This window comes from Cupriavidus sp. 05N39 (genome assembly GCF_056397325.1).
The window spans coordinates 121,177-147,966 of the sequence record NZ_JBFTNE010000001.1 but is presented as its reverse complement, the minus strand read 5'-3'; the positions used below and the strand labels follow the sequence as shown (position 1 = coordinate 147,966).

Genomic DNA, 26,790 nt, shown 5'->3' with positions numbered 1-26,790 from the left:
AACGAAGCGATCAAGCGGCCTTGCGATGCCGGCGTTCCGGCTTGCATTCGTACTTGGATTCGCGGCGGCCGTCTTCGTAGGCCACCTCCAGCCGCACCGTGAAACCCCACAGCCGCGTGACGTGGCGGATCACCTCATCGAAGTTCTGCGCCAGCGGACGGCGGTCGTTCTGCAGGTGGCGCAGCGTCAGCGAGCGGTCGCCGCCCACATCCACGTTGGTGATCTGGATATTGGGCTCCATGTTCGACAAGTCGTACTGGTTGGCCAGCAACTGCCGGATATTCCGGTAGCCCTCGTCGTCATGGATGGCGGTCACGCGCAGCTTGCCTTCGCGGTCGTCGTCGAGCACGGAGAACAGCTTGAGCTCACGGATCACGCGCGGCGACAGGAACTGCAGCAGGAAGCTCTCGTCCTTGAAGTTGCGCATGGCGAAATCGAGCGTCTTGCGCCAGTCGCTGCCGGCGAATTCCGGAGCCCAGCGATAGTCTTCCTCGGTCGGGTTCTCGCACATGCGGCGCAGGTCCTGGAACATCAGGAAACCCACGGTGTRCGGGTTGAGGCCGCTGTAGTACGGGCTGTTGTACGGCGGCTGGTAAATCACGTTGGTGTGCGCCTGCAGCAATTCCATCATGAAGGCGTCGTTGACCAGGCCTTCTTCATATAGCTGGTGCAGGATGGTGTAGTGCCAGAACGTGGCCCAGCCTTCGTTCATGACCTTGGTCTGGCGCTGCGGATAGAAGTACTGCGCGATCTTGCGCACGATGCGCACGATCTCGCGCTGCCAGGGCGCGAGCTTGGGCGCATTCTTCTCGATGAAGTAGAGCAGGTTTTCCTGCGGCTCCGGCGGGAAGGGCACATCGCGCTCCAGCCCTTCATCGTCTTCGAGCGCGTGCGCGCGGTGCTTGGGCAGGGTGCGCCACAGGTCGTTGACCTGCGTCTGCAGGTAATTCTCCCGCTCGGTCTGGCGCGCCTGCTCCTCGGCAATGGATAGCTTCTTGGGGCGCTTGTAGCGATCCACGCCGTAGTTCTGCAGCGCGTGGCAGGAATCCAGCAACTGTTCCACTTCCTGCTCGCCGTAACGCTGCTCGCATTCGGCTACATAGTTCTTGGCGAACAGCAGGTAGTCGATGATGGCGTCCGCATTGGTCCAGGTGCGGAACAGGTAGTTGCCCTTGAAGAAGGAGTTGTGGCCATAGCAGGCGTGCGCGATTGTCAGCGCCTGCATTGGCATGGTGTTCTCCTCCATCAGGTAGGCAATGCAGGGATTCGAGTTGATCACGATCTCGTAGGCCAGCCCCATATGCCCGCGCTGGTAGCTGCGCTCCGACGCCAGGAAATGCTTGCCATACGACCAGTGGTTGTAGCCGACGGGCAGCCCGGACGACGCGTACGCGTCGAGCATCTGCTCGGCGGTAATGATCTCGACCTGATTGGGATAGGTGTCCAGGCCGAAATCGCCGGCAATGCGGGCGATTTCGCGGTCATAGCGCTGGATCAGCTCGAAGGTCCACTCCGAGCCGGTGGAGAGATATGCCATTTACGACCCCCGTTGCGGGTGAAGCCCATGCCCGCGTGTCAGTCTCAAAACGACCTTGGGTTGTTCCCCTCTCCCGCGAGCGGGAGAGGGGCCGGGGAAGAGGGCGGGTGCATCGACGAAGCGTCCGCGCCTGAAAACCATCCCTCTCCCCTACCTCTCCCCAGAGGGGAGAGGGGGAAAACCTGCCTCAGCGGCTCRACGGCCAGGCCGCTTTCTTCTGGAACAGGTCATGCAGCACGGGATAGATCTCGTCCGGCCCGATGATGCGCTGCATGGCGAAGTTCTCGTAGCGCTCCTTCACCGCCAGATACTCTTCCCAGAGATTCTGCGGTTCCTCCGAAGCCACCTCCACATAGGCGTAATACTGCACCAGCGGCAGGATGGACTCGCGCAGCAAGCGCCCGCACAACTCCGAATCGCCCGCCCAGTTGTCGCCGTCCGACGCCTGGGCGCAGTAGATATTCCACTGGCTGGCGGGGTAGCGGTCGTGGATCACCTCGACCATCAGCTTGAGCGCGCTGGATACAACCGTACCACCGGATTCGCGCGAATGGAAGAAATCCTCCTCGTTGACTTCCTTCGCCACCGTGTGATGGCGAATGAACACCACGTCGATGCGATCGTAGTTGCGCTTSAGGAAYAGRTACAGMAGCATGAAGAAGCGCTTGGCSAGRTCCTTGCGGCTCTCGTCCATSGARCCSGASACGTCCATCAGGCAGAACATCACCGCCTGCGCCTGCGGCCGCTTCTTCAGCACGCGGTTGTTGTACCGCAGGTCGAGCTTCTCGATAAAGGGCACGCGTTCCACGCAGGAGCGCAGGTGGCGCATCTCCTTCATCAGTTCCAGCGCGCGTGCCGAATAAGGGCCGTCCTGCTCCAGCACCTCGCCATATTCCTGCTCCAGCAGCACGAGTTTTTTCTGGTAGGGGCTCGACAAGGCGATGCGCCGCCCGAGCGAGCTTCGCATCGTGCGCAGGATGGACAGATTGGAAGGGGTACCGTCGATGGAGAAGCCAGCCCTGACCTTGCGGACCTCGGCGATCTTGGCGAGGTGGCGCTTGGCCATGTCCGGCAGCGCCATGTCCTCGAAAAAGAAGTTGAGGAAATCCTCGCGCGACAGGGTGAAGACGAAATCATCCTCGCCTTCGCCCGAATCGCTCGCCTTGGAGCCGCCTCCACCGCCGCCTTGCTGCTGGCGGTCGAAGCTATCCCCCCGGACAAATTTCTTGTTGCCCGGATGGATCCACTCCCGCCGGCCGCCCTGGCCGTGGTGGAAGGCAGGTTCGGAGATGTCCTTGACCGGAATGGACACCTGCCCGCTTTGCTCGATGTCCATGATCTTCCGGCCGGACACCGCCTTCGCTACCGCCTGGCGTATCTGCTCGCGGTAGCGTTTGATGAAGCGTTGCTGGTTGACGGCACTCTTGTTGCCGCCGTTCTCGCGCCGATCGATGACCGTGGCCATATGCTTGCCCTCTTGGAGAGGCCTCGTCCAGGCGCCGTTACGATGATTTTCTTACGCGCAAATACCACTCCACAAGTAAGCGGACCTGCTTCGCCGTGTAGCCTTTCTCAACCATGCGGTTGACGAAATTCGCGTGCTTGTCCTGGTCCTCGCGAGAGGACTTGGCGTTGAACGAGATCACGGGCAGCAAGTCTTCGGTGGTGGAGAACATGCGCTTCTCGATCACCATGCGCAACTTCTCGTAGCTGGTCCACGCGGGGTTCTTGCCCGCGTTGTTGGCCCGCGCCCGCAGCACGAAGTTGACGATCTCGTTGCGGAAGTCCTTGGGGTTGGATATCCCCGCGGGTTTTTCCACTTTCTCCAGCTCGTCGTTCAGCGCATTGCGGTCGAGAATCTCGCCGGTGTTCGGGTCGCGATATTCCTGGTCCTGGATCCACAGGTCGGCAAACACCACGTAGCGGTCGAAGATGTTCTGGCCGTATTCGGAGTACGACTCCAGGTAAGCAGTCTGGATCTCCTTGCCGATGAAATCCACGAACGGCGCGGTCAGATACTCCTTGATGTAAGACCGCAGCTTGGCCTCCTGTTCCGGCGGGAACTGCTCGCGCTCGATCTGTTGCTCGAGCACATAGAGCAGGTGCACCGGATTGGCGGCCACCTCGGTGTTGTCGAAATTGAAGACCTTGGACAAGACCTTGAAGGCAAAGCGCGTGGACAAGCCGTTCATGCCTTCGTCGATGCCGGCGTAGTCGCGGTACTCCTGGTACGACTTGGCCTTTGGGTCGACGTCCTTCAGGCTCTCGCCGTCATAGACGCGCATCTTGGAGAAGATGTTCGAATTCTCCGGCTCCTTGATGCGGGTGAGCACGGCGAACTGTCCCATCATCTTCAAGGTGTTGGGCGCGCAGGGCGCGGCCGACAGCGAACTGCTGCGCAGCAGCTTGTCATAGATCTTCACCTCGTCCGACACGCGCAGGCAGTACGGCACCTTGACGATGTAGATCCGGTCGAGGAAAGCCTCGTTGTTCTTGTCCGCCTTGAAGGTCGTCCACTCGGCCTCGTTCGAGTGCGCCAGGATGACGCCGTCGAAGGGGATCGCGCCGAAGCCTTCGGTACCCTTGTAGTTTCCTTCCTGGGTGGCGGTCAGCAACGGGTGCAGGACCTTGATAGGCGCCTTGAACATTTCGAYGAACTCGAGCAACCCGCGGTTGGCCAGGCAGAGGCCTCCGGAGTACGAGTAAGCATCTGGATCGTCCTGCGGGAAATCTTCCAGCTTGCGGATATCGACCTTACCGACCAGCGAGGAGATGTCCTGGTTGTTTTCATCGCCGGGCTCCGTCTTCGAGATCGCGATCTGCGAGAGCACCGAGGGACGCAGCTTGACCACACGGAAGCGCGTGATGTCACCGTTGAACTCGTGCAGGCGCTTGACGGCCCATGGCGAGGCGATGGTGTTGAGATAACGCACCGGGATGCCATAGTCCTCTTCCAGAATCTTGCCGTCCTCCTCGGGCGAGAACAGCCCGAGCGGCGATTCATGGATCGGCGAGCCCTTCAATGCGTAGATGGGAACCTGCTCCATCAGCGCCTTGAGTTTTTCCGCCAGCGAGGACTTGCCACCGCCCGGAGGCCCGAGCAGGTAGAGGATCTGCTTGCGTTCCTCGAGACCCTGGGCGGCATGCTTGAAGAACGCGACGATCTGCTCGATCGTGTCTTCCATGCCGTAGAACTCGCGGAAGGCCGGATAGATCCTGATGACCTTGTTGAAGAACAGGCGGGACAGCCGAGGATCGTGGTGGGTGTCCACCAGTTCAGGCTGACCGATGGCGGCGAGCATGCGCTCGGCCGCGGTCGCATAGGCGGAAGGATCCTTCTTGCAGATATCCAGATACTCCTGGATGCTGTATTCCTCTTCCTTGCGAGCTTCGAAGCGTGTGGCGTAGTGGCCGAAAATGTCCATACCTCACTCCCGTCAGAGTCCCGTCCGAGGCGATGGTAGATCTACTACATCTACTACAACTCAAGATTCCGCGGCAGCGCTTGCGGCTCCGCCACCCCGGCTTGGCGGTGCTGCCATGTTGCGAAATCTTTACTTAATCATAGTCAAATAACGGCAGGAACTGAGACTCGGTTGACGAACTTTGCAACTGTGCAACGGATCCGCTCGACTCACCGTACCACCACCCCAGGCCCCGCTCGCGACGGGCATTTGAACCATGTCTTGTGACACACATTACACCTTTCCTGTACTCCCTGCACAGTTGGTTTTGTAACGAGAAGCACGCATCGATACCTCCAACCCTCGCTGCGCCGGGCTTTGCGGGCAGCCTACTTCCAACGTCCTACGGCATTGGCATGAGTGGCTGCCCGCATGGCCCCTCGCGCATCAAAGCGTGCGCGCCACCAGCTCCTTCATGATCTCGTTGGAGCCGCCGTAAATCTTGCTGACCCGCGCGTTCGCATACATGCGGGCGATCGGGTATTCGAGCATATAGCCGTACCCGCCATGCAGCTGCAGGCATTCGTCGATGATTTCGCAGTTCTTCTGCGAGCACCACCACTTCGCCATCGCCGCGGTGGGGGCATCGAGTTCGCCGGCGAGCAACCGCACCATGCAATCATCGACGAAGGTTGCGGCGATGGTTGCCTCGGTCTTGCACTCCGCGAGCTTGAAGCGCGTGTTTTGCATATCGATCAGCGGTTTTCCGAACACCTGCCGCTCGCGTACGTAGTCGGTCGTGAGTTCGATGGCGCGCTGCATGCTCGCCACCGCACCGAGCGCGATGATCATGCGCTCCTGCGGCAGTTGCTGCATCAATTGATAAAAACCCTGCCCCTCCACTTCGCCCAGCAGGTTATCCACCGGCACGCAGACATCGTCGAAGAACAGCTCGGCGGTGTCCTGGCCCTTCTGTCCGATTTTTTCAAGGATACGTCCACGCCTGAAGCCGGGCAGGTCCCGGGTCTCGACCATGATGAGAGAGACGCCGCGCGCGCCGGCTTCGGGATCCGTCTTGGCCACCACGCAGATCAGGTCGGCGTGGTAGCCGTTGGTGATAAAGGTTTTTGCACCGTTGATGCGATAGATGTCTCCGTTCTGGGTCTTTTCACGCACCGCTCGGGTGCGTACCGACTTCAGATCGGAGCCCGCGCCGGGCTCCGACATGGCGATGGCGGCCACCATGGCGCCTGACGCCATCTGGGGCAGCCATTTGCGCTTCTGCGCCTCGGTACCGTAGTTGAGCAAGTAATGGGCCACGATGCCACTGTGCACGCCGTTGCCCAGGCTGGTGGCGATGGCACGCGCCATTTCGATACAGATCACCGCCTCGTGCGCAAAGTTCCCACCGCCGCCGCCGTACTCTTCCGGAATGCTGGCGCACAGCAGGCCGACTTCGCCCGCGCGGTTCCAGACTTCGCGGTCGATGTAGCCGCGTTCGGCCCAGCGGGCTTCGTTCGGCACCAGCTCGCGCTCGACGAAGCGGCGCACGGTGTCCTGGAACATGCCCAGCTCTTCATTCATCCAGGGCACCTTGCGGGCTGCCATCGCCATGTTCTTGTCGGTATTTCCCATGATGTCTCCTTGATGGATATTGCGTTGCGCGGCACGAACGAGGGTCCGCGCTGCCTGTTGCCTTCCTTTCTTCAAGCCGGTACGAGCCGTGTTGCGTTGCAGTTCCGCCTGCCCGGTCTCGCGGTCAATCAGCGCATATGTGTTGAAGGCGGCATAAATCCGCTGCCTCAGTCGAGCTGGATGTGCGCGTCGCGCACGATGCGGGCCCACTTGGGGGTATCCGTCGCGACCAACGCCGCCAGCTCTTCGGAAGAGGACCCGACCGGCTGCAGCCCCATCGCCGAGAGCTTCTGCGAGACTTCGGGCAGGCGCACAATGCGGCCGATCTCGGTCGAGAGCCGATTGACCACGTCGCGCGGCGTATTGGCCGGCAGGAACACCGAGAACCAGCCGCTTGGCTCAAACCCGGCGAAACCGGCCTCCGCGAAGGTCGGCACGGCCGCCAGCGATTTGTAGCGCTGGGTGCCGGTGATGGCGAGAATCCTGAACTTCCCGCTATTCAGATGGCTGTTGGCGGAGGTCACGTCGACGAAGGCCGAATCCACCTGCCCGCCAAGCACGTCGCTCATCAGCGGCGCGGCGCCCTTGTATGGAATGTGCGTCAGCTCCAGCCCCGCCTGCATCTTCAACAGCTCGCCGTGCAGGTGCGAGGAAGTGCCGTTGCCGTAGGAGCCGTAGCTGAGCTTGCCGGATTTGGCCAGGGCGACGAACTCGGCCAATGTATTGGCCGGCACCCGGTTGGGCACCACGAACAGGTCGGAGGACCTGGCAATCAGCGAGACCGGCGCGAAATCGCGCGTCACGTCATAGGGAATGCGCTTGTACAGGCTGGGCGACTGGATCATGGCGGTAATGCCGAGCAGCACCGTGTAGCCGTCTGGTGGCGCCTTGGCCACGATGTCGTTGCCGAGCATGCCGCTGGCGCCGGGCTTGTTGTCGACCACGACCGGCTGGCCCCAGGCCTCGGTCAGGCGCTGGCCGATCATGCGCGCGATAGTGTCGGTGCCGCCGCCGGCGGGATAAGGCACCACCATGCGAATGGGCCGTGCCGGATAGTTGCCCTGCGCCAGTGCCGGCCATTGCCATCCGGCCAGCAGCACGCCGCTGCCCAGTGCTGCCGCYTGGCCCAGCCAGTTGCGTCTCGTTGCTTTCATGCTGTCTCCTCTTGTAGCGTTCAGGCCGCGCGTCCGGCGGCTTCCGGTTGCGGCGGCGGGTCCTGATCTTGTCCCTGCTCCTGCTCCTGCTCCTGCAGCGCCCGCCACTGGATCTTGCCGGTGGCGGACTTGGGCAGGGCATCGACGAAAGTGACGATGCGCGGCACCTTGTAGGCGGCCAGGCGCTCGCGGCACCACGCCATGATCTGCTCGGCGCTGGCCTCGGGCGTGCCGCGCGCGCCCGGCTTGAGCGCCACCACCGCCTTCACGGTCTCGCCCCGGCGCGCATCGCGCGCGGCGATCACGCAGGCTTCGTGGATGGCTGGATGCCCGTAGAGCAGGTTCTCCACCTCGGCCGGCCAGACCTTGAAGCCGGACGCATTGATCATGCGCTTGAGCCGGTCGCGCATGAAGAAGTAGCCTTCGGCATCCATGAAACCCAGGTCACCGGTGCGCAGGAAGCGCTTGCCATCGATCTCGACGAACGATTCGGCATCGGCCTGCGGGTTGCGCCAGTAGCCGCGCATCACCTGCGCGCMGTGGGTCACGATCTCGCCCAGTTCGCCCTGCGGCAACTCGGCCAGCGTGTGTGGGTCGATCACGCGCGCGTCCACGCCGAAGGTGGCGATGCCCAGGCATTCGCGCTTGGGCCGGTGGCGCGGGTTGGACAGCAGGAAGGCGGCGGTTTCGGTCAGGCCGTAAGCCTCCACGTAGGGCAGCCCGAAGCGCTCCTGCAGCATGGTCGCCACGGCGTCGGGCATGGCGGCGCCGCCGCCGCCCAGGTAGGCGAGGCTGGAAAGATCGCGCTCGGCGATGCCGGGCTGCGCGAAGAAGTCCACCAGCATGGCGGGTGGGGCGCCCCACGTGGAAACCTGGTAGCGCTCGATCAGGTCTGCTGCCAGCGCGCGATCCCAGCGCGGCAGCAGCACAATGGTGGCGCCCAGGTAAAGCGGTGCATGGATGCCGTTCTGCATCCCGAGCAGGTGGAACATCGGCGCGACCGACAGTGACACGCCTTCCGGGCTGGCGCCACGCCACAACTGCGAGCCCACCGCAGCGCTCATCAGCGATCCGTGCGTATGCATGCAGCCCTTCGGGTTGCCGGTGGTGCCGGATGTATAGGCCAGCATGCACAGGGTGTCGTAGCCAGCCTGGTGCTCGCGCGGGACATGGCCCGCGGCGTCGGCCTGCGTCCACTGCGCCAGCGTGGCGTTTTCCGGCACGGATGCGGGCAGCGGGGCGCGCTCGTAAAGCCAGGCGGGTATGCCGTCGGTGCCGCAGGCGCTGTCGAGCATGTCGCCGTACTGGTGCACGATCACATGCGGCAGCCTGGCGCCATGCAGCGGCGCGATGCGCGGATACAGCTCGGCCGCGACGAAGGCCGCCACCGCGCCGCTGTCCTCCACCACATGCTCCAGTTCGCCGGTCAGCCACATCGGGTTGGCAGGCACCACCACGGCCTCGGCGCGCAGGATGGCGTAGTACGCCACGATGAACTGGGGGCAGTTCTGGCTGAACAGCACCACCCGGTCGCCCGGCGCCACTCCAACTTGCTGCAGGTAGCCGGCCATGCGTTCGATCTGCGTGTGCAGGCTGGCGTAGGTGATGGGGGTATGGAGGTACTGGATCGCGGTCTTGCCGGGATAGCGCCGGGCGGCGACCTCGACGTTATAAACCAGGCTGGTGCGTGGAACGCGCACCTCGGCCGGCATGCCGGGCGGCCAGAAGGGAGAGCGGTAGGCCGGGGAGGGAGAAGCGCAAGCAACTTGATTCATGGCGAACACAAAGTAAGGAAATCGCCGGCCGCCGCCGGCGCGGCTCTAGTCAAGGCGGATATTCCGGGTGCGGATGACCTTGCCCCAGCGCGCGTAGTCGCTGCGCATGGTGTCGCCGAAGGCGTCCGGCGTGCTGCCCATGAGCACCACGCCCATCTCGCTCATGCGGCCGCGCACGGCGGGCATCGCCAGCACGCGGTTGACGTCGGCGGAGAACTTCTCCACCACCGGGCGCGGCGCGGCGGCCGGCAGCAACAGCCCGAACCAGCCCATCGCATCCATGCCCGCGATGCCGCACTCGCGGAAGGTCGGCACGTCTGGCAATTGCGGTGCGCGCGCCGGCCCGGTCACCGCGAGCGCGCGCAGCCGTCCGGTGGCGGTGTGCGGGCGGGCGCCCATGACGGAGATGATGGCGGCAGGCACCTGGCCGCCAAGCAGGTCGTTCAGCTCGGGCGCCTCGCCTTTGTAGGACACATGGGTCATGTCGAGCCCGGCGGCGTCGTTGAAGACTTCCCCGAAGAGATGGCCGCTGGAGCCGGTGCCGAAGGAGCCGTAGTTGAATTGCTTCGGCCTGGACTTCACCAGCGCGATGAACTCGGCCAGCGTGGTGGCGGGCACCGAGTTGTGCACCGCGAATACCAGGCTGGTAGTGCCAAGGTTGGACACCGGCGCAAAATCGCGCACCGGGTCGAAAGGCGCCTTGGCGTACAGGCTCGGCGCCTGGACCAGGGTGGTGATGGTCAGCAGCGCGGTATGGCCGTCGGCATCGGCCTTGGCCACCGCGTCGGCACCAATCATGCCGCTGGCGCCGGGGCGGTTTTCCACCACGATGGGACGCTGCCACATCTTGCCGAGCGGCTCGGCAATGGCGCGCGCCAGCACATCGGTGGCACCGCCCGCCGGATAGGGCACGACCAGCCGCACCGGCTTGGCCGGGAAGCTATCTGCGCGGGCCGGGCGCAAGCCTAGCCCGAGGCCACCGGCGGCGAGGGCGCCGGCTCCGATCTGCTGCAATGCCTTGCGGCGCTTGTGCTGCATCGCTGCTCCTGTCAGGTCGGTTCCAGAGGGGACCGGAGAATGCCGCCGGCTCAGTCGAGCCGGATATTGAGTTTGCGGATCACGCCGGCCCAGTAAGCCTGGTCGGCACGCGCCACCTCGGTGAACTCCTGCGGCCGCGACCCTTTCACGATCAAGCCGAGGTCGGTCATGCGCTGCTGGATATCGGGGCTGGCCAGGATGGCGTTCACATCCGCCGAAACCTTGTCCACGATGGGCCGGGGCGTGCCGGCCGGGGCGAACAGGCCGAACCAGCCGGGGCCGTCGAGGCCGCGGTAGCCCAGTTCCTGGAAGGTCGGCACATCCGGCAGCAGGGGCGCGCGAGTGTTGCCCACCACCGCCAGCGCGCGCAGTTTGCCGGTCCGCAAGTGCGGCTTGATTCCCATCACGGAAATCGTGCCCAGCGACACCTGGCCACCCAGCAGATCGTTGAGCAGCGGCGCCTCGCCTTTGTATGGCACATGGACCATGTCCAGGCCGGCCGTGCCGGTGAACACCTCCATATAGAGATGGGCACCGCTGCCGGTGCCGTAGGTGCCGTAGGAATAAGCCTTGGGACGGCTCTTCGCCAACTGCACCATCTCGGCAAGGTTGCCTGGCATGGACGAGTTGGCAGCCACCACGAGGTGCGTGGTCGCCAGTTCCGACACGGCGGTCAGGTCGCGCACGGGGTCGAAGGGCGGCTTGGCGTACTGGCTGGGCAATTGCACCACGCTGGTCAGCGTCAGCAACAGCGTGTAGCCGTCGGGAGCGGCCTTGACCACCGCGTCGGCGCCGATCATGCCGCTGGCGCCGGGGCGGTTCTCCACCACCACCGTGCGTTGCCACTGCTGGCCGAGCGGAGCGGCAATGGCGCGCGCGAGCACATCGGTGGCGCCACCGGCCGGATACGGCACGACCAGACGCACGGGCCGGGCCGGATAGCCGGACGCCCCGGTGCCTTGCGCGAGCGCGCTGGCCAGCCCGGYGAAGCCGCCACCCGCGGCCAGCGAGGCCGCGCCAAACCGCAACAGGGTCCTGCGACGTTCTGACTGCATCCTGCCTCCCATCGTTGAAGCGCCCGCCACGCCCCAATGGCCTGGTGCCGGCAAGAGATGAGATTGCGCGATGCTGCACTGCGTGGACAATGACCATTCGGCCCAAAATGATTGGCCGAATCGCTCAGGAAAAAGCCTGCCTTTGGTAAATCCGGATTGTGCAGGTGCGCCGCTTCGGGCTAACTGGCGAGCATGGCCGGCAGAGAACCGGCACCGAACCGGTACATGACGGGCAACGATCCGTCCGTGCGCCTGGCGCGCTGCGGTGCAGCGAAGGCGCGGATGGCCGGACTGACCGGGGCGTCCAACGAGGACAAGGAGACCATGCATATCGCCGTACTCAGAGCGCCCGCGCCGTCATCGATGCCGGTGCCGCTCGGCTCCCGCCCGGCCGGCGCGATGGCCGCGCGACTGCCGCGCGTGCACGAGGCGCCGCGCGCCGGCCAGCCGCCCGCACGCCATACCATCGCGGTCCTGCAAGTGCACCAGATCATTCAGGGGGCAAGGCGCCTGGGCTGCGACATCGACGCCTTGCTGCGCCGCGCGGCCATCTCGCCGGCCTTGCTGCAATCGCCCAGCGCGCGCGTGACCCAGGGCCAGTTTGCCGCGCTGATGCGATCCATGCGCCGCGTCATGCGCGACGAATTCTGGGGATTGCTCAGCCGACCGGTGGCGCCGGGCGTGTTCGCGCAGGCCTGCCAGGCACTGATCCATTGCGCCACGCTGGAAGACGCCCTGCACGCCGGCCTGCACCAGTACCGCCTGCACCTGGACGATTTCGTCCCGCGGTTGCAGCAGCGCGGCGGCGTCGCCACCCTGCTGCTGCTGCCGCGCGCGCCCGCCACGCCCTGCCGGCACTACGCGGAATCCACGTTTGCCTTCCAGGCCTACGGCGTGGCCAACTGGCTGGCGGCGCAGCGCATCCCGCTCGCCGGCGTGGACATGGCCGCGTCAGCCACGGGCCAGACTGGCGGACAGTCCCGCCTGACGGACACCGAACGGGTCTTCAACACGCGGGTCCGCTACGGCCAGCCGTACACCGCACTGCACTTCGATGCCGGCCGGCTGCGCCTGCCGGTAGTACAGGACGCGGGCAGCCTGCGGGAGTTCCTCCATGACACGCCGCGCAACCTGCTGACCCGCTACCGCGACGACTCCTGCCTGGCCGAGCGTATCCGCCGCCACCTGCGCTGCCACCTGGACGGCGAGTTGCCCTCGCTGGAGCAGATGGCCGAGACGCTGCGCCTGACGCCGCAAACGCTGCGCCGCCGCCTGCGCGACGAAGGCCGCGGCTACCAGAGCATTAAGGACAGCCTGCGCCGCGATGCCGCCATTGCCTTCCTGGAACACACGGACTTGCCGCTGCAGCAGGTGGCGCTGCGCGTAGGATTCTCCGAGCCCAGCACCTTCCACCGGGCATTCAAGAAATGGACCGGCGTGGCGCCGGGGGAATACCGGCAGCGGCAGATGATGGAATGCGCGGCCTGAGCCGCCGGGAGATGGCCTTATGGCGGAGCGCCCGATGGTCCGCGCAGGGGGATAGCGTGAACGAGGGGGAGGTGGTGGCGGTGGTGGGGGGAGTAGCGGCGCCAGGTTGCACAAGGGCGGTCCGCTGGCATTGACCTTCCGATACGCTGCGTCTCACCCGCAAGCGGGCGAGACGCAAGCCGCCCTCAGCGGAACACCACCACCGGGATATCGCTATGTGTCAGCACTTTCTGGGTCTCGCTGCCGAGCAGCAGGCCGCTGATGCCGCGCCGTCCATGCGAGGCCATGAAGATAACGTCGCAACCCAGCTCCGTCGCCGTGGCGATGATGCCCCGATAGGGCGCGGCCGCAATGGAGGTGGCACCTGTACACGGTACGCCCGCCTGCGCCGCGGCGGCTTCGATCTTCGCCAGTTCCTCGCGCGCTGCCGCCTCGATGCGATGCTCGAAAACCGATCTCTTCTCATGGCCCGCGTCGCTGGACTGCAGGAAGGGATATTCCTCCAGGCAAATGTAGGGCGTCAGTTTGGCGCCGGTCGTCCGTGCAAACTCGATGGCCGCCGGGGTTGCCTTTTGCGAGAGTTCCGACCCGTCAACGGGAAGCAGGATGTGTTTGAACATGTGATGGCCTTTGGTTGGCGGAGATGGAATTGGCGTCAGGAAGCCGAAGCTTTGCGCAGTATGACGTAGAGCTGGTCCTTCAAGTGTAGCTTCTCCTTCTTGAGGACTTCGATGGCGACGCCGTCGGCGGGCACCACGCCCGCCTCCATGTTCTTGATCTCCTGGTCCAGCTCGTTGTGGCGGGAAAACAGCCGCGCGAAGTGGGCGTCTTGTGTTTTGAGGATGGATATCTGGTCGCGGAATTCCGGGAACATGGGCCTCACCTTGGGTGGGAGTTGGAAGGCTTGCAATTCAGGAACATTCTGCCGGGAACCGGGCACGCCCGGCTTGATATGGATCATGTCCGGTGGACAAGCAACCGGCGGCAACGCCGGCCCGCGCTGCCCCTCAAACCACGCCTTTCCCCCGCAACGCCTTGATCCTCTCGGCCGACATCCCGAGAATCTCGCCTAGCACCGCCTCGGTATGCTCTCCCAGCCGCGGCGGCGCCGAGTCGTACCGCACCGGGGTAGCCGACAGCCGTAGCGGGCTCTTCACCGTGGGGCACACACCGCCGTCGCTGCGCAGCATATCCACCTGCAGTTCGCGATACCGGACCTGCGGATCTTCAAGCACCTGCGCATAGTCGTTGATCGGCCCGCAAGGAATCCCCTCGCGCTCCAGTGCTTCCACCCATTGCGCGGTAGTGCCCGTGCGCATATGGGCCTCCAGCAGCGGCACCAGCATGTCGCGATTGACGATGCGGCCCGTACCGGTGGTGAAGCGTTCGTCCTGGGCCAGGTCCGGGCGCCGCACACCGCGGCAATATCCCTGCCACTGCCCGTCGTTGCCGGCCGCCACGATCATGTACCCGTCGGCAGTGGCAAACACGTGATACGGCACCATGTTGGCGTGCGCGTTGCCGAAGCGCTGCGGCGTCTTGCCGGTGATCTTCTGCGCAAGGATGGGCGTGGCGCCGACCGCGACCACCGCATCGAGCAGCGCCATGTCGATACGCTGGCCTTCGCCGGTACGCTCCGCATGGCGCAGTGCGGCCAGCACGGCCACGGTGGCATACATGCCGGTGAGCATATCCACCACCGCCACGCCAACCTTCTGCGGCCCGCCGCCGGGCAGGTCGTCGCGTTCGCCGGTAATGCTCATCAGCCCGCCGATGCCCTGGAAGATGAAGTCGTAGCCCGGCTTGTGCGCGCTCGGGCCTTCCTGCCCGTAGCCGGTGATGGAGCAATAGACCAGCGACGGGTTGATGGCCTTGAGGCTGTCGTAGTCGAGCCCGTAGCGCTTCAGGTCGCCGACCTTGTAGTTCTCCAGCACGATCTGCGATTTCGCCGCCAGCTCGCGCACGATGGCCTGCCCTTCGGCGCTGGCGATATCGAGCGTGACCGAGCGCTTGCCGCGGTTGGCGCCGGCGTAATAGCTCGCATCGCGCGAGGGTTTTCCCTCCCCATCCGGCAGCCAGGGCGGGCCCCAGGAACGGGTGTCGTCGCCCACGCCGGGGCGCTCCACCTTGATCACCTCGGCGCCGAGATCCGCCAGGTTCTGCGCGCACCACGGGCCGGCCAGGATGCGGGAGAGGTCCAGCACGCGCACGCCGTCAAGCGCGCTCTTCATTGTTGTTGTCGTTGTCGTCATGCACGGAACTCCGCTACGCCGTTGCTGAGCACGGTGACGTCGCGCGCGGGCACCCGAGCGTCGAACAGCACGCGGCCGGCGCCTTCGCGCCACATGCGCACTTCGAGGGTTTCGCCGGGGAATACCGGCCGGGAGAAGCGCACGTTGAGCTCGAGCAGGCGGTCGCCATCGCCATCGGCAAGGGTATCGACCAGCGCACGGGCGGCAACGCCATAGGTGCACAGCCCATGCAGGATGGGCTTGTCGAAGCCGGCGGCGCGCGCCACTTCGGGATCGGCGTGCAGCGGGTTGGGATCGGCATTGAGGCGGTAGAGCAGCGCGGCTTGCGGCAGGATCGCCAGGCTGCGCTGCGCGTCCGGTGCGCGTGCCGGCGCCGCAGGAAGCGCCTCGGGCGCGGTATCGCCCTGGCCGAAGCCGCCATCGGCGCGGCAGAACGTGGTGTGGTTCACGGTAGCCAGTTCGGCACCGGTGGCGTCGTCCACCAGCGTGCGTTCCACGATCACCAGCGCGCCCTTGTCGGCGCCCTTGTCGATCACATGCGTCACCCGTGCGCGGGCGCGCACGGTACCGGCCGCCGGCAGCGGACGATGCAGGCGCAGGCGCTGTTCGCCGTGCACGATGCGGACCCAGTCGATGCCGCTCTTCGGGTCCTGCATCCAGAAGCCAGGGTAGGCCAGCACCACGGCCTGCGTGGGAAACGCCTTGAGCCGCGCCTCGTAGACGTAGCGCAACTGGCGCGGATCGGTGGGTTGTTCGCCCAGGCCAAGGCCCAGCGCGTAGAGGATGGAATCCTTCTCGCCGTAGGTCTGCCTGACCTCCGGAAAGTCCCAGTTCTTGATGCGTTCGTAGTCGAGCGGCATGGCGTCAGATCGGGTCCCAGTTGATCACGTCGGGCGAGCGTTCGAGCTTGAAAAAGCTGTTGCGCATGGCGGGGATGGCGATCTCGGCGATGGATTCCGGGGTCCAGCCTTCGCTCATATGCACCGAGCGCACCGGACGCGGCTGRCTCATCAGCATGATCTCGTTGGCGCGCACGGCAAAGATCTGCGCATTGACTTCATGCGCGGCATCGCTGGCGAGAAAGGCGGCCATCGGCGCGACCTTGTTGGCTTCCATCTTTTGCAGCTTGAGCACGCGGGCTTTCTCTTCCGGGGTCTCGGAAGGAATCGAGCTGGTCATGCGGCTCCACGCAAACGGCGCGATGCAGTTCGAGCGCACGTTGAAGCGGGCCATATCCAGCGCGATCGACTTGGACAGCGCGGCAATGCCAAGCTTGGCGGCCGAATAATTGGCCTGGCCCAGGTTGCCGATCAGGCCGGAGGTGGAGGTCATGTGCACGTAGGCGCCACTTTCCTGGTCCTTGAAGTGGTTGGCGGCGGCGCGGCTGACAAAGAAAGTGCCGTTGAGGTGGACGTCGATCACCGAGCGCCATTCCTCTTCGTTCATCTTGAAGAACATGCGGTCGCGCAGGTTGCCGGCGTTGTTGACCACGGCGTCGATGCGGCCGAAGTTGTCGATCGCGCATTGCACGATGGCGTTGGCGCCCTGCCAGCTCGACACGCTGTCGGTATTGGCCACCGCGATGCCGCCGGCGGCAACGATCTCGTCGACCACGCGCTGCGCGGGTCCGGCATCGCCGCCTTCGCCGGTGAGCGATACGCCGATGTCGTTGACCACCACCTTGGCGCCCGCCTTGGCCAGTTCCAGCGCGACGCCGCGCCCGATGCCACCGCCCGCGCCGGTCACCAGCGCTACCTTGCCTGCCATCATTCCACTCATGCTTTGACTCCTGTCTACAGATTTGTACGGATTTGCTCGGCGGCCTGGCGCTCGCCAGGCCGGGTATTCAGTAGCTCACGTTTCACTCCAGCCGCGCGCCGGACTCCTTCACCACCTTGCTCCAGCGCGCGATCTCGGCATCGATATGCGCGCCCAGCGCGGCCGGCGTGGAGCCCACCGGCTCGTAGCCGTTGGCCGCCAGGTTGGCGCGCAGTTCGGGCTGGGCCAGCACCGCCGCGATCTCCTGGCTGAGCCGGTCGATAATCGCTGGCGGCGTGCCGGCCGGCGCCAGCACTGCGTACCAGCCGTTGATGTCGAAGCCCGGCACGCCGGCCTCCGCCAGCGTGGGCACCTCGGGCGCCAGCGTGGCGCGCCTGGCGCTGGTCACGGCCAGCGCTTTCAGGCGCCCGCTGCGGATATGCGGCATCGAGGTGGAGATGCTGTCGAAAGTCAGCTGCACCTCGCCCGCCAGCATGGCGTTGACCACCTGGGCGCTGCCCTTGTACGGCACATGGGTCATCTTGACGCCGGCCAGGCTGTCGAACAGTTCGCCGGCCAGGTGGCCGGTGTTGCCGTTGCCGGCGGAAGCAAAGGTGAGCTGTCCCGGCGCCGCCCTGGCCGCGGCGATCAGCTCCGGTACCGTCCTGGCTTTCAAGGAGGGGCTGCCGGCCAGGATCAGCGGCAGGTTGGCCACCAGCGACACCGGCGCGAAATCCTTGCGCGTGTCGTACGGCAGCTTGGGATAGAGGCTGGCGTTGATGGCATGCGCGGCCAGCACCAGGATCAGCGTATTGCCATCCGGCCTGGCGCGCGCGAGTTGCTGGCTGGCGATGGTGCCGCCGGCGCCCGGCCGGTAGTCGAGCACCACCGGCTGCCCGAGGCGCTCCTGCAGCTTGGCCGCCACCGGGCGCGCCAGCAGGTCGGCGCTGCCGCCCGGCGGATAGGGGATCAGCAGCTGGATCGGCTTGCTGGGCCAGGTGTCGGCGAGGGCAGCCGCGCTGGCGCCCAGCAGGGCCGCCGCGAAGGGGGCGATCAGCATGCCCCGGAGCCATGACCTGCGGTGGCGCGCTTTCGATGTTTCCATCATGCCTTGTCCCCTTGTTGTGTCGTGATCATGCGCGCCGTTCCGCGGCACGCCTTCATTGCTGCGGAATGCCCGTATCCTTGACCACCTTGGCCCAGCGCACCCGCTCCGCGTCGATAAACTTGCCGAAATGCTCGGGTGTGTCGCCGCCCGRCACACCGCCCAGTTCGGCCAGGCGGGTCTTGACTTCGGGCTCGGCCAGGATGCCGGCCACCATCTTCTGCAAGCGCGTGACAACTGCCGGCGGCGTGCCGGCCGGCGCCACCAGCCCGAACCATGCGGTCACCTGGAAATCGTCCAGCCCGGCCTCCTTCATGGTCGGCACGTCGGGCAACTCGGCCACGCGGGTGGCGCTGGTTACGGCCAGCGCGCGCAGCTTGCCGGACTGGATATGCGGCAGGGAGCTGGGCAGGTTGTCCACCATCATGGTCACCTGGCCGGCGATCAGGTCGGCCACGGCCGGAGCGGCACCCTTGTACGGCACATGGATGATGTCGATGCCGGTGCGTTTCTTGAACAGCTCGCCGGACAGATGCACCGACTGGCCGGTGCCCGAAGAGGCGAACGACAACTTGCCCGGCTGGGACTTCGCCAGCGCCACCAGCTCGGCCACGTTGCGGGCGGGCACCTTGGCGTTGACCACCAGCACATTGGGCACCGATACCACCATGGTGACCGGCGTGAAGTCCTCGGCACGGTAGGGAAGTTGCTTGTACAGGCCGTAGTTGATGGCATTGGGGCCGATATTGCCCATCATCAGGGTGTAGCCGTCCGGCGCGGCCTGGCGCAGCGCCTGCACGCCGACGATGCCGGCGGCGCCGGCCCGGTTCTCCACCACCACGGGCTGGCCCAGGATCTCGCCCAGCCGCTTGCCGACGAGGCGCGAGGCGATATCGGTGGTGCCGCCCGCCGCCGCGGGCACGATCAGGCGCACGGGCTTGTCGGGATACTCGGCGGCGGCAACGCCGGCGCTCATGAATGCCAGGCCCAGCATGGCGGCCAGGGCCGCCCGCCTGCGTGCGCTGTAGCGCCGAACTGTCATTTGTCGTCCTCCTGGGCGGCTTGCGGCGGCGCGGGAATTCCGCCCCGCTCGTACGGGCCTATCCGGTATTCGCCCGCGCAATACGGACGAAGCGGCCTTTCTGGTTCTATTGCCACCGCGAATACGATAAATTGATGGCGGGGACATTGCTATTCACGATTCACAATAGAGGCCTTTGGCCCAGCGAAACACATGCATTACGACCTGACCGACCTGCGCCTCTTCCTCAACGTAGGTGAGACCGACAACCTGACSCGSGCSGCCGACCGCAGCTTCCTTTCCCTGCCYGCCGCCAGCACSCGCATCAAGCAGCTGGAAGAAGCCTTTCAGACCCAGTTGCTGATCCGCCAGGTCAAGGGCGTGCGGCTGACGCCCGCCGGCGACGCGTTGCTGCGCCATGCGCGGGAAGTGTTCCGCGAACTGGAATGCCTGCACTCGGACCTGCGCCCCTACGCCAAGGGCGTCAAGGGCCGCGTGCGCCTGCTGGCCAACACCACCGCCACCAACTCCTTCCTCGCCACCGCGCTGTCGCGCTTCCTGGCCGAGAACCCGGACGTGGACATCGAACTGGAAGAGCAGCTTTCCCAGGCCATCGTCTCGTCCATCAGCGCCGGTGCGGCGGACCTTGGCATCGTCGCCGGCGAGGTAGCCACCAATGACCTCGAAGTCATGCAGCTATGCAGCGACGAGCTGATCGTGATCGCGCCGGTCAACCACCCGCTGCCGCAATTCACCAGCCTGCATTTCGCCGACCTGCTGGATACCTGCCGCTTTGTCGGCCTCAACCAGTTCAGCGCGATCCAGTCTTTCCTGGACCGGATCGCCAGCGGCATGGGCAAGCGCATCAGCCTGCGGATCCAGTTGGGCAGCTTCGACGCGGTGTGCCGGATGGTGGAAGCGGGCGCTGGGATCGCCATCGTGCCCAACAGCTGCGCGCGACGCTATGCAAGCCGCAAGGTGCTGCGGTTTATCCCGCTGGAAGATGAATGGGCGAAGCGCGACCTGCGCCTGGTGCGGCGGCCGGGAAGGGAACTGCCGCAGTTTGCGGAGACGCTGATCCAGTATTTGACGGAGGCGGCGCGGGAGCCGGTTTGACAAAGGAGCGGCCAGCCTGGGACGGTCCCGTCATATCGGGCATCGATACCTCAGATCATTCTTTGACCTTCTTCTTCCTGTCGCGCTCTAGCTGCTTGATGCTTTCCTTGGGTGTCGGCAGGGCTTCCGGCATGGTGCCACCCAACTCGGCAATGGTCTGGCGCACTTTCTTGCCAACCTCGAAATGCGTCTGCTTGGCCTGTTGCTTGCCACGCACCAGGTCTCGCCGCAGCTTGTCATCAGTCTGCGTGGCGCGGAATAGATTCGCCGCAAGTTCGGTGCTACCCATGTGGTCGAGAATCTTCTGGCTCTTCTTCAAGCCCTTGATGGCGTGAATGTCCTTGGCCGCTTTGCCACCATACAGCCCCTTGTGGCCATGATCCTGAAAGATCGCGTAGTCCAGGGGCGTCTCGACACCCGCGTCCCTGGCCGCCGCCGCCAAGTGCTTGTTGTGAGCGGCTAGCTCGTTACGGATCGCCAGCCGCTTCTCATCTTCAGTCAGCCGCGCGAAGGCCTCGTCGTCGCGAAGTTCCTGGCGACGGGTCTGCAAGGCAAAATAGGTCTGGCCATTCGCGATGACCGGCTTGCCGGGGTCACCGTTCTGGACGATCAGGTAGCAGGCATAGCGCGAGAGGCGGATGTCGGCGATCTGTCGCCTGGCCCCCAGCCGATCCCGACCATTTCGAGGACATCCTCGAAATGGTTCGCCACCGGCTGGCCGCTGTTGCGGCAGGCCTCTGTGTCAGCGACTTACCACGCCATGGTGAATCGGCCCTTCTAACGCTGAGCAGCCAGCACGCCGGCTCCCACTCGCTCAGAGCGTCAACGTTAGTTTTCCAGTCAGTGCGCCAGGGAGCAGGGCGGAGTCGGTTTGCCGCTCACCATACGTACTGCTCGACACCCGCAACTGCCGCTCGCTCGTCAGCGCCTCCAGATGCTCGCCCAGGAAGCTGTAGATGCTGTCGTCGAACCGCATCGTGCCCAGCGGCGCCTGGATGCGGCCATCCTCCACCCAGAACGTCGCGAAGCGTGTCATGCCGGTCATGCGGCCCGCCGGCGCATCGGACCAGTTCAGGTACCAGAGATTGCCGATATAAAGACCCGTGCCCAGGGCCGCCAGCACGTCGGCCTGGGCCAGTTCGCCAGCGTCCATCGCAAGGGATAGCGGCGTTTCGCGGGCACTGGCGCAATTGGCAGCCAGATCGTACTCGCGCGCGCTGCGCGGATAGACCAGCCGGCCGGCAGGTTGTCCCGCGCGTACCAGCGTGACATCGCTGCGCGGAATGCCTTCTGGCCCGAAGGCGGGCGCCAGCATGCCACTCGCCCGCTCGTCCAGATCCAGCAGCCGGCTAAGTTGGGCGCCGCCGTCGTACAGGCGTTGCAGCGGACTTTCCTTCTGCGCCAGCGCGCGGGCCGAGAAGCCGCCCCAGGAGAGCATGCCCACCACCTCCTCGAGCGCGGCGGGGGCCAGATAAGCGCGGTAGTCGCCCGGCGACAGGACGCGCCGCGGCTTGCCCAGGTGTTCCAGTTGCCGGCGCGCATCCGCAAAGCGGCTGGCAAACTCCGCCGCGTCCCAGCGCGCGCCCGCGTAGTCGGCCTTTACCGCCTGACCGTTGGCATGGAACAGGCTCCAGTCGAAATGGAAGCCCTGCGCGGCATGCCAGCCGAAGGCGCCGAAGCTGTTGGCAAAGCCCCGGTACAGCGGGCCGGCGGCATAGATGCCCACCAGGTCGAGCCCATGCGCGGCTGCCTCGATCTGCGCCAGTACCTCCGAACTGTCTGGCGGCGCTGCCGCATTGGCCAGCACGCGCTGCCACGGGTCGCGCTCCAGCAGCAGGTAGGGGTCGGGCTGCAACTGGGCAATTGCCTCGCGCAGTTGCAGCAGCCCATCGGCAAGGCGCTGGCGATCGGTCGCCGGCTCGCCGGACAGCGCGATGCCGATGTCGGCATGACGGCCATCGCGAACCAGCTTGAGGCTCGCCGTGGCTTGCCGCACCTGCCCGGCCTGGCGCACCCGCGCCCGGTTGAAGCGAATGAACTCGGACGCCTCGGCGCTGTACCACAGGGTGAAGGCTTCACCCTCGCCCAGCGCGGCGCGCACATCTTCGGCAAGCGCCGCGAACAACGATTCCGCATCCGCCATCACGCGGCCCCTCCAAAGACTTCCACTTGCCGGAACACGCAGGCCGGCGATGCATGACCGACGCGCACCACCTGGTTGGGCTCGCCCTTGCCGCAGTAAGGCGTGCCATGCACCTCGAAGGTACTGGCGTCGCCCACGGCGGCCAGGCTGCGCCAGAAGTTGGCGGAAACGCCACGATAGTTCGGGTTCTTGACCACGCCCTTGAGCTCGCCGTCTTCGATCAGGCGCCCCCATTCGCAGCCGAACTGGAACTTGTTGCGCGCATCGTCGATGGACCATGAGCGGTTGGACGACATCAGGATGCCGCGCTCGATGCCGCCGACCAGTTGCGCCATGGTGCGGTCGCCCGGCTCCAGGTTGAGGTTGGCCATGCGGTCGATGGGCGGCCGGTTCCAGTTGCAGGCCCGGCTGTTGGCCACGCCCGGCAACCCGCTGCGCCACTGCGACAGCGCGCCGCCGAGCGGACGCAGCAGCAAGCCATCGCGGATCAGGAATTCCTTTTGCGCGGGCTGGCCCTCGTCGTCGTGGCCGTAGCTGGCCAGTTCCTCGGGGATGCCGGGGTCGAAGCTGATATTGAGCAGGGGCGAGCCATATTGATAACGGCCGAAGTCCTCCAGCCCGATAAAGCTGGCGCCGGCATAGTTGCGCTCGTCCCCGAGGATGCGGTCCAGTTCCAGCGGATGGCCGATGGATTCGTGGATCTGCAGCATCATCTGGTCCGGCATCAGCAACAGGTCGGTGGCGCCGCTGGGGGCGTTGGGTGCCAGCAGCAACTGCAGCGCCTCGTCCGCTACACGAGATGCGGCGCCGGCAAAGCCGAGACGCGCCATGACCTCGGCGCCGCCCTGCTGGCCGCTGCCGAAGCCGCCGAAGCTGCGGGTCTGGCTGTCGCCGCCGTCGAAAGCGGTCACGCTGATACCGGGATAGACAAAGCGCAGCGCCTGCCATTGCTCGGCGCCCGCGCTATTGAGGTAAAGCTGCTCGTGGCGCTGGTGATCGAGATAAACGATCCAGTTCACCAGGCGCGAATCGGCGGGCACGGTAGCGGAGACCTCCGCCAGCAGCGCGAAGCGCTCGGCGAGACCGGGGAATTGGCCGTGCAGGCCGGGGGATTCGTAGCGGGCGTGGCCTGTCGGCGGTTCCAGTCCGCGCAGGTCGACCAGGCCGTGCGCGGCGATTCGCCGGGCGAGCGCTTCGGCGCTGTCGAGCGCGCCCTGCAGCCCGGCCAGGCTGAGATCGCTGGTGGCGGCGTAGGCTTCCACGCCATCCAGGCGCACGCTGAGCATGGCGCCCATGTCCTGCGTCAAGGAGGGCGGTTCGGCGATCCCGCGCCGCAGCATGCAATGCTCGCCGGTCTGCCTGACAAGGCGCAGCGAGTGAAACCCGGCGCGGGTGGTCAGCGCGGCGAAGTTCTGTCTGGCGCGTTCGAACAAAGAGGGCTCCGGGAACGGTTGCGGGCGAGCCAGTACTGGCCTGATCTGCTTCCAGACCGCAGCAAACGCTGACTCAGGGATCGGGAAATATTACTACCTTTGCACCGATCCGCCCCCCCCCCGCCTGCACTCGGCAACCCCATCACGATGCACGCGCCCAGCGCGATGGTCGGTCGCGCACACCGCCTCGTCTTGTCAATCCGCCTTCACCCCCGCCGCCTTGATAATCGGCGACCATTTCTCGATCTCCGACTTCAGCCACGTACGCAGCCCTTCCGGCGTTTGCTTATCCTCCGGCACGATCTCGGCCCCCAGATCGGCGAGCCGCGCGGCCACCGCCGGGTCCTTCAACGCGGTGCGCAGCGCCCCGTTGAGCCGGTCGATGACCGCCGGCGGCGTGCCGCGCGGCGCGTAGATGCCGTGCCAGACCTTGACCTCGAAGCCCTTGATCCCGCTTTCCGCCAGCGTCGCGGTGTCAGGCAATGCCTTGATGCGCGAGGTGGTGGTGACGCCGTAGAGCCTGACCTTGTCGGCCTTGATTTGCGGCAGCGTCTGGGTGGTCTGGTCGCACAGGATATCGACCTGGCTGCCCAGCAGGGCCGTCATCGCTGGCGCGGTGCCCTGGTAGGGAATCGCGGTGAGCTCAACCCCGATGGCTTTCTGGAACAGCATGCCGCAAAGCTGCGAGACGGCGCCAAGCCCGGCATTGGCCAGGTTGACCTTGCCCTGGTTCTGGCGGATGTACGTGATCAGTTCCGGCAGCGTCCTGGCCGGCAGGTCATGACGGCCAAGCAGGGTCATGGGCACGTCGGCCACCTGGCCGACGAAGCTGAAATCCGTCAACGGCTTGTAGGATAGCTTGCTGTACAGCGCCGGCGCGGTGGCCATGCCATTGTGGTGGATCAGGATGGTGTAGCCGTCCGGCGCGGCCTTGGCCACGTAGGCGGCGGACACGGTGCCGCCCGCGCCAAGGCGGTTCTCCACCACCACGCTCTGGCCCAGGGTCTTCGACATGGCCGCGGCCATGGTGCGCGCCACCACGTCGGTGGGGCCGCCCGCCGCAAAGGGCACCACCATGGTAATTGGCTTGGCGGGATAGGCATCGGTGGCGCGCGCCGGGGAAGGCAGCGTGAGCGTGACCGCCGCGCCCAGCGCGGCCAGCGCCATCCAGCGCCAGGGCGCCACTTTTGCGCGGGTCCGCAATGCATTCCCGCCACCAGCCTGCCACGCTTGACCCTGTTTCTTGCTACCTGCCATGGTTTTTGTCTCCTTGGACTAAGTTGGCCGGCTGATGCCGGCTCGCGCTCGCCTGCGTCGGCCCGAGGGCGGGCACGCGCGGCGTTGTGTTTGCAGGCAAGCGTGGCGACAAAGCGATGCGCACGCAATACGGATTTGCCTAAGGGTGGGCAAGGCAGGCCGGAAGGCGCCGGCGCCGTGGCGCCGCCGGGCAAGCGCGGGTGCCAGAAAGCGCACACAGCGGCTTATCCCCGCGCCCTCCTGTCGCTGTCCTGCCCCTTTATGACCCCCTGGCCATCCGCTTCCGGGGGCGCTAAGCCGCTCTTTCGCAAATCCGAATTACCGCGCGGCAGGCCCTCGGGAATAATGGCCGCAAGCTGAATCCAGTATCGTCCGTCGTCCGTCGCGTCCGTCGCGTCCGTCATTCCGCTGACTTCCATCATTTCCACAACGGGGCCCCATTTCATGTTCGCAGAACAATCGCACGACCAGCCGTATCCCGACATCCGCGAGGCCGTGCGCGCACTGTGCGCCGGCTTCGACTCCGCCTACTGGCAACGCGTGGAGGAGCAGAATGCCTTCCCTGAAGAATTCGTCATCGCGCTGACCAAGGCCGGCTGGCTGTCGGCGCTGATCCCCGAGGAATTCGGCGGCTCGGGCCTGCCGCTGACCGCGGCGTCCGTCATCATGGAAGAAATCAACCGCAACGGCGGCAATTCCGGCGCCTGCCACGGCCAGATGTATGTGATGGGTTGCCTGCTGCGCCACGGCTCAGAGGCGCAGAAGCAGCGCTGGCTGCCCGGCATCGCTTCGGGCGAGCTGCGCATGCAGTCGATGGCGGTGACCGAGCCCACCACCGGCACCGACACCACCAAGCYCAAGACCACCGCTGTCAAGAAAGGCGACCGCTACGTCATCAACGGCCAGAAGGTGTGGATCTCGCGGGTGCAACATTCGGACCTGATGCTGCTGCTGGCGCGCACCACGCCGCTGGACCAGGTCAAGCGCAAGTCGGAAGGGCTGTCGGTGTTCGTGGTGGACCTGCGTGAAGCCATCGGCAAGGGCCTGACCGTGCGGCCCATCCGCAATATGGTCAACCACGAGACCAACGAACTGTTCTTCGACAACCTGGAGATCCCCGCCGAGAACCTGATCGGCGAGGAAGGCAAGGGGCTCAAGTACATCCTTGACGGCCTGAACGCCGAGCGCATCCTGATCGCTTCCGAATGCGTGGGCGACGGCTACTGGTTTATCGAGCGCGCCAGCGGCTATGCGCGCGAGCGCATCGTGTTCGACCGCCCCATCGGCCAGAACCAGGGCATCCAGTTCCCCATCGCGCGTGCCTATGTCAACGTGGAGGCCGCCAGCCTGATGCGCTACAAGGCCGCCGCGCTGTTCGACGCCGGCAAGGCCTGCGGCAAGGAGGCCAATATCTCCAAGCTGCTGGCGGCCGATGCCTCGTGGGAAGCGGCCAACGTCTGCCTGCAGACGCACGGCGGCTTCGGCTTCGCCGCCGAATACGATATCGAGCGCAAGTTCCGCGAGACGCGCCTGTACCAGGTGGCGCCGATCTCCACCAACCTGATCCTGTCGTATGTGGCCGAGCACGTGCTCGACCTGCCGCGTTCGTTCTGAGGCCC

22 protein-coding genes are annotated in these 26,790 nt (G+C 65.5%); 3 read left to right on the top strand and 19 right to left on the bottom strand.

Going from position 1 to position 26,790, the window contains the following annotated elements:
* Positions 1-10 precede the first annotated feature (10 nt).
* The 8 genes from AC1DN0_RS00645 to AC1DN0_RS00610 form a co-directional block, all read right to left on the bottom strand.
* Entirely contained in the window at positions 11-1,537 is a 1,527-nt protein-coding gene (locus AC1DN0_RS00645) for a SpoVR family protein (RefSeq protein ID WP_477145468.1), read from the bottom strand.
* A gap of 187 nt (positions 1,538-1,724) precedes the next feature.
* Positions 1,725-3,002 (bottom strand): YeaH/YhbH family protein, encoded by a 1,278-nt coding sequence (locus AC1DN0_RS00640; RefSeq protein ID WP_477145467.1) that lies wholly within the window; start codon positions 3,000-3,002, stop codon positions 1,725-1,727.
* Between the two features lie 37 nt (positions 3,003-3,039).
* A complete protein-coding gene (locus AC1DN0_RS00635; RefSeq protein WP_477145466.1) occupies positions 3,040-4,962 on the bottom strand; it encodes a PrkA family serine protein kinase in 1,923 nt (640 codons plus the stop codon).
* A 426-nt stretch (positions 4,963-5,388) separates the two neighbouring features.
* Positions 5,389-6,549, bottom strand: a complete 1,161-nt coding sequence (locus AC1DN0_RS00630; protein ID WP_441630970.1) for an acyl-CoA dehydrogenase family protein — start codon at positions 6,547-6,549, stop codon at positions 5,389-5,391.
* Between the two features lie 194 nt (positions 6,550-6,743).
* Positions 6,744-7,730, bottom strand: coding sequence for a Bug family tripartite tricarboxylate transporter substrate binding protein (locus tag AC1DN0_RS00625; RefSeq protein WP_441630949.1), 987 nt, complete (start codon positions 7,728-7,730; stop codon positions 6,744-6,746).
* Positions 7,731-7,750: 20 nt separating this feature from the next.
* Complete coding sequence (locus AC1DN0_RS00620; RefSeq protein ID WP_477145465.1) at positions 7,751-9,505, bottom strand: long-chain fatty acid--CoA ligase; 1,755 nt, start codon at positions 9,503-9,505, stop codon at positions 7,751-7,753.
* Between the two features lie 45 nt (positions 9,506-9,550).
* Positions 9,551-10,543: a tripartite tricarboxylate transporter substrate binding protein gene (locus AC1DN0_RS00615; protein WP_441630945.1), complete on the bottom strand. Its 993-nt coding sequence runs from the start codon at positions 10,541-10,543 to the stop codon at positions 9,551-9,553.
* Positions 10,544-10,593: 50 nt separating this feature from the next.
* A complete protein-coding gene (locus AC1DN0_RS00610) occupies positions 10,594-11,598 on the bottom strand; it encodes a tripartite tricarboxylate transporter substrate binding protein (RefSeq protein WP_477145464.1) in 1,005 nt (334 codons plus the stop codon).
* Positions 11,599-11,922: 324 nt separating this feature from the next.
* Between AC1DN0_RS00610 and AC1DN0_RS00605 the strand changes: the two genes are divergently transcribed.
* Entirely contained in the window at positions 11,923-13,086 is a 1,164-nt protein-coding gene (locus AC1DN0_RS00605; RefSeq protein ID WP_477145475.1) for an AraC family transcriptional regulator, read from the top strand.
* 185 nt (positions 13,087-13,271) lie between these two features.
* Here the strand turns inward: AC1DN0_RS00605 and AC1DN0_RS00600 are convergent, their stop codons facing one another.
* From AC1DN0_RS00600 to AC1DN0_RS00570, 7 genes are all read right to left on the bottom strand, one after another.
* Positions 13,272-13,706, bottom strand: a complete 435-nt coding sequence (locus AC1DN0_RS00600) for a universal stress protein (RefSeq protein ID WP_045235416.1) — start codon at positions 13,704-13,706, stop codon at positions 13,272-13,274.
* Positions 13,707-13,741: 35 nt separating this feature from the next.
* Complete coding sequence (locus AC1DN0_RS00595; RefSeq protein WP_441630966.1) at positions 13,742-13,960, bottom strand: HP1242/YdcH family protein; 219 nt, start codon at positions 13,958-13,960, stop codon at positions 13,742-13,744.
* Positions 13,961-14,093: 133 nt separating this feature from the next.
* Positions 14,094-15,338 (bottom strand): CaiB/BaiF CoA transferase family protein, encoded by a 1,245-nt coding sequence (locus tag AC1DN0_RS00590; RefSeq protein ID WP_441630941.1) that lies wholly within the window; start codon positions 15,336-15,338, stop codon positions 14,094-14,096.
* Complete coding sequence (locus tag AC1DN0_RS00585) at positions 15,335-16,198, bottom strand: MaoC/PaaZ C-terminal domain-containing protein (RefSeq protein WP_477111150.1); 864 nt, start codon at positions 16,196-16,198, stop codon at positions 15,335-15,337. The genes AC1DN0_RS00590 and AC1DN0_RS00585 overlap by 4 nt, the downstream gene beginning before the upstream one ends.
* 4 nt (positions 16,199-16,202) lie before the next feature.
* Positions 16,203-17,117, bottom strand: a complete 915-nt coding sequence (locus AC1DN0_RS00580; protein WP_035863195.1) for an SDR family NAD(P)-dependent oxidoreductase — start codon at positions 17,115-17,117, stop codon at positions 16,203-16,205.
* Between the two features lie 82 nt (positions 17,118-17,199).
* Positions 17,200-18,156, bottom strand: a complete 957-nt coding sequence (locus AC1DN0_RS00575) for a tripartite tricarboxylate transporter substrate binding protein (protein WP_441630936.1) — start codon at positions 18,154-18,156, stop codon at positions 17,200-17,202.
* A 100-nt stretch (positions 18,157-18,256) separates the two neighbouring features.
* The gene (locus AC1DN0_RS00570; RefSeq protein WP_477145463.1) at positions 18,257-19,243 is read right to left on the bottom strand and encodes a Bug family tripartite tricarboxylate transporter substrate binding protein; all 987 of its coding nucleotides are present in this window, start codon (positions 19,241-19,243) and stop codon (positions 18,257-18,259) included.
* Positions 19,244-19,435: 192 nt separating this feature from the next.
* On the opposite strand from AC1DN0_RS00570, the gene AC1DN0_RS00565 reads away from it, so the two are divergent.
* Entirely contained in the window at positions 19,436-20,338 is a 903-nt protein-coding gene (locus AC1DN0_RS00565; RefSeq protein ID WP_477145462.1) for a LysR family transcriptional regulator, read from the top strand.
* Between the two features lie 55 nt (positions 20,339-20,393).
* On the opposite strand, the gene dinD is transcribed toward AC1DN0_RS00565, so the two are convergent.
* The 4 genes from dinD to AC1DN0_RS00545 all read right to left on the bottom strand — a co-directional run bounded on the left by dinD (position 20,394) and on the right by AC1DN0_RS00545 (position 25,081).
* A complete protein-coding gene (gene dinD, locus AC1DN0_RS00560; protein WP_441630964.1) occupies positions 20,394-20,948 on the bottom strand; it encodes a DNA damage-inducible protein D in 555 nt (184 codons plus the stop codon).
* A 204-nt stretch (positions 20,949-21,152) separates the two neighbouring features.
* A complete protein-coding gene (locus tag AC1DN0_RS00555) occupies positions 21,153-22,481 on the bottom strand; it encodes a TldD/PmbA family protein (protein ID WP_441630962.1) in 1,329 nt (442 codons plus the stop codon).
* Positions 22,481-23,914, bottom strand: a complete 1,434-nt coding sequence (locus AC1DN0_RS00550; protein ID WP_441630932.1) for a TldD/PmbA family protein — start codon at positions 23,912-23,914, stop codon at positions 22,481-22,483. Before AC1DN0_RS00550 ends, AC1DN0_RS00555 begins: the two co-directional genes overlap by 1 nt.
* Positions 23,915-24,109: 195 nt before the next feature.
* Complete coding sequence (locus AC1DN0_RS00545) at positions 24,110-25,081, bottom strand: tripartite tricarboxylate transporter substrate-binding protein (protein ID WP_441630960.1); 972 nt, start codon at positions 25,079-25,081, stop codon at positions 24,110-24,112.
* A 534-nt stretch (positions 25,082-25,615) separates the two neighbouring features.
* Between AC1DN0_RS00545 and AC1DN0_RS00540 the strand changes: the two genes are divergently transcribed.
* A complete protein-coding gene (locus AC1DN0_RS00540; RefSeq protein ID WP_477145461.1) occupies positions 25,616-26,785 on the top strand; it encodes an acyl-CoA dehydrogenase family protein in 1,170 nt (389 codons plus the stop codon).
* The last annotated feature ends 5 nt before the right edge of the window (positions 26,786-26,790 follow it).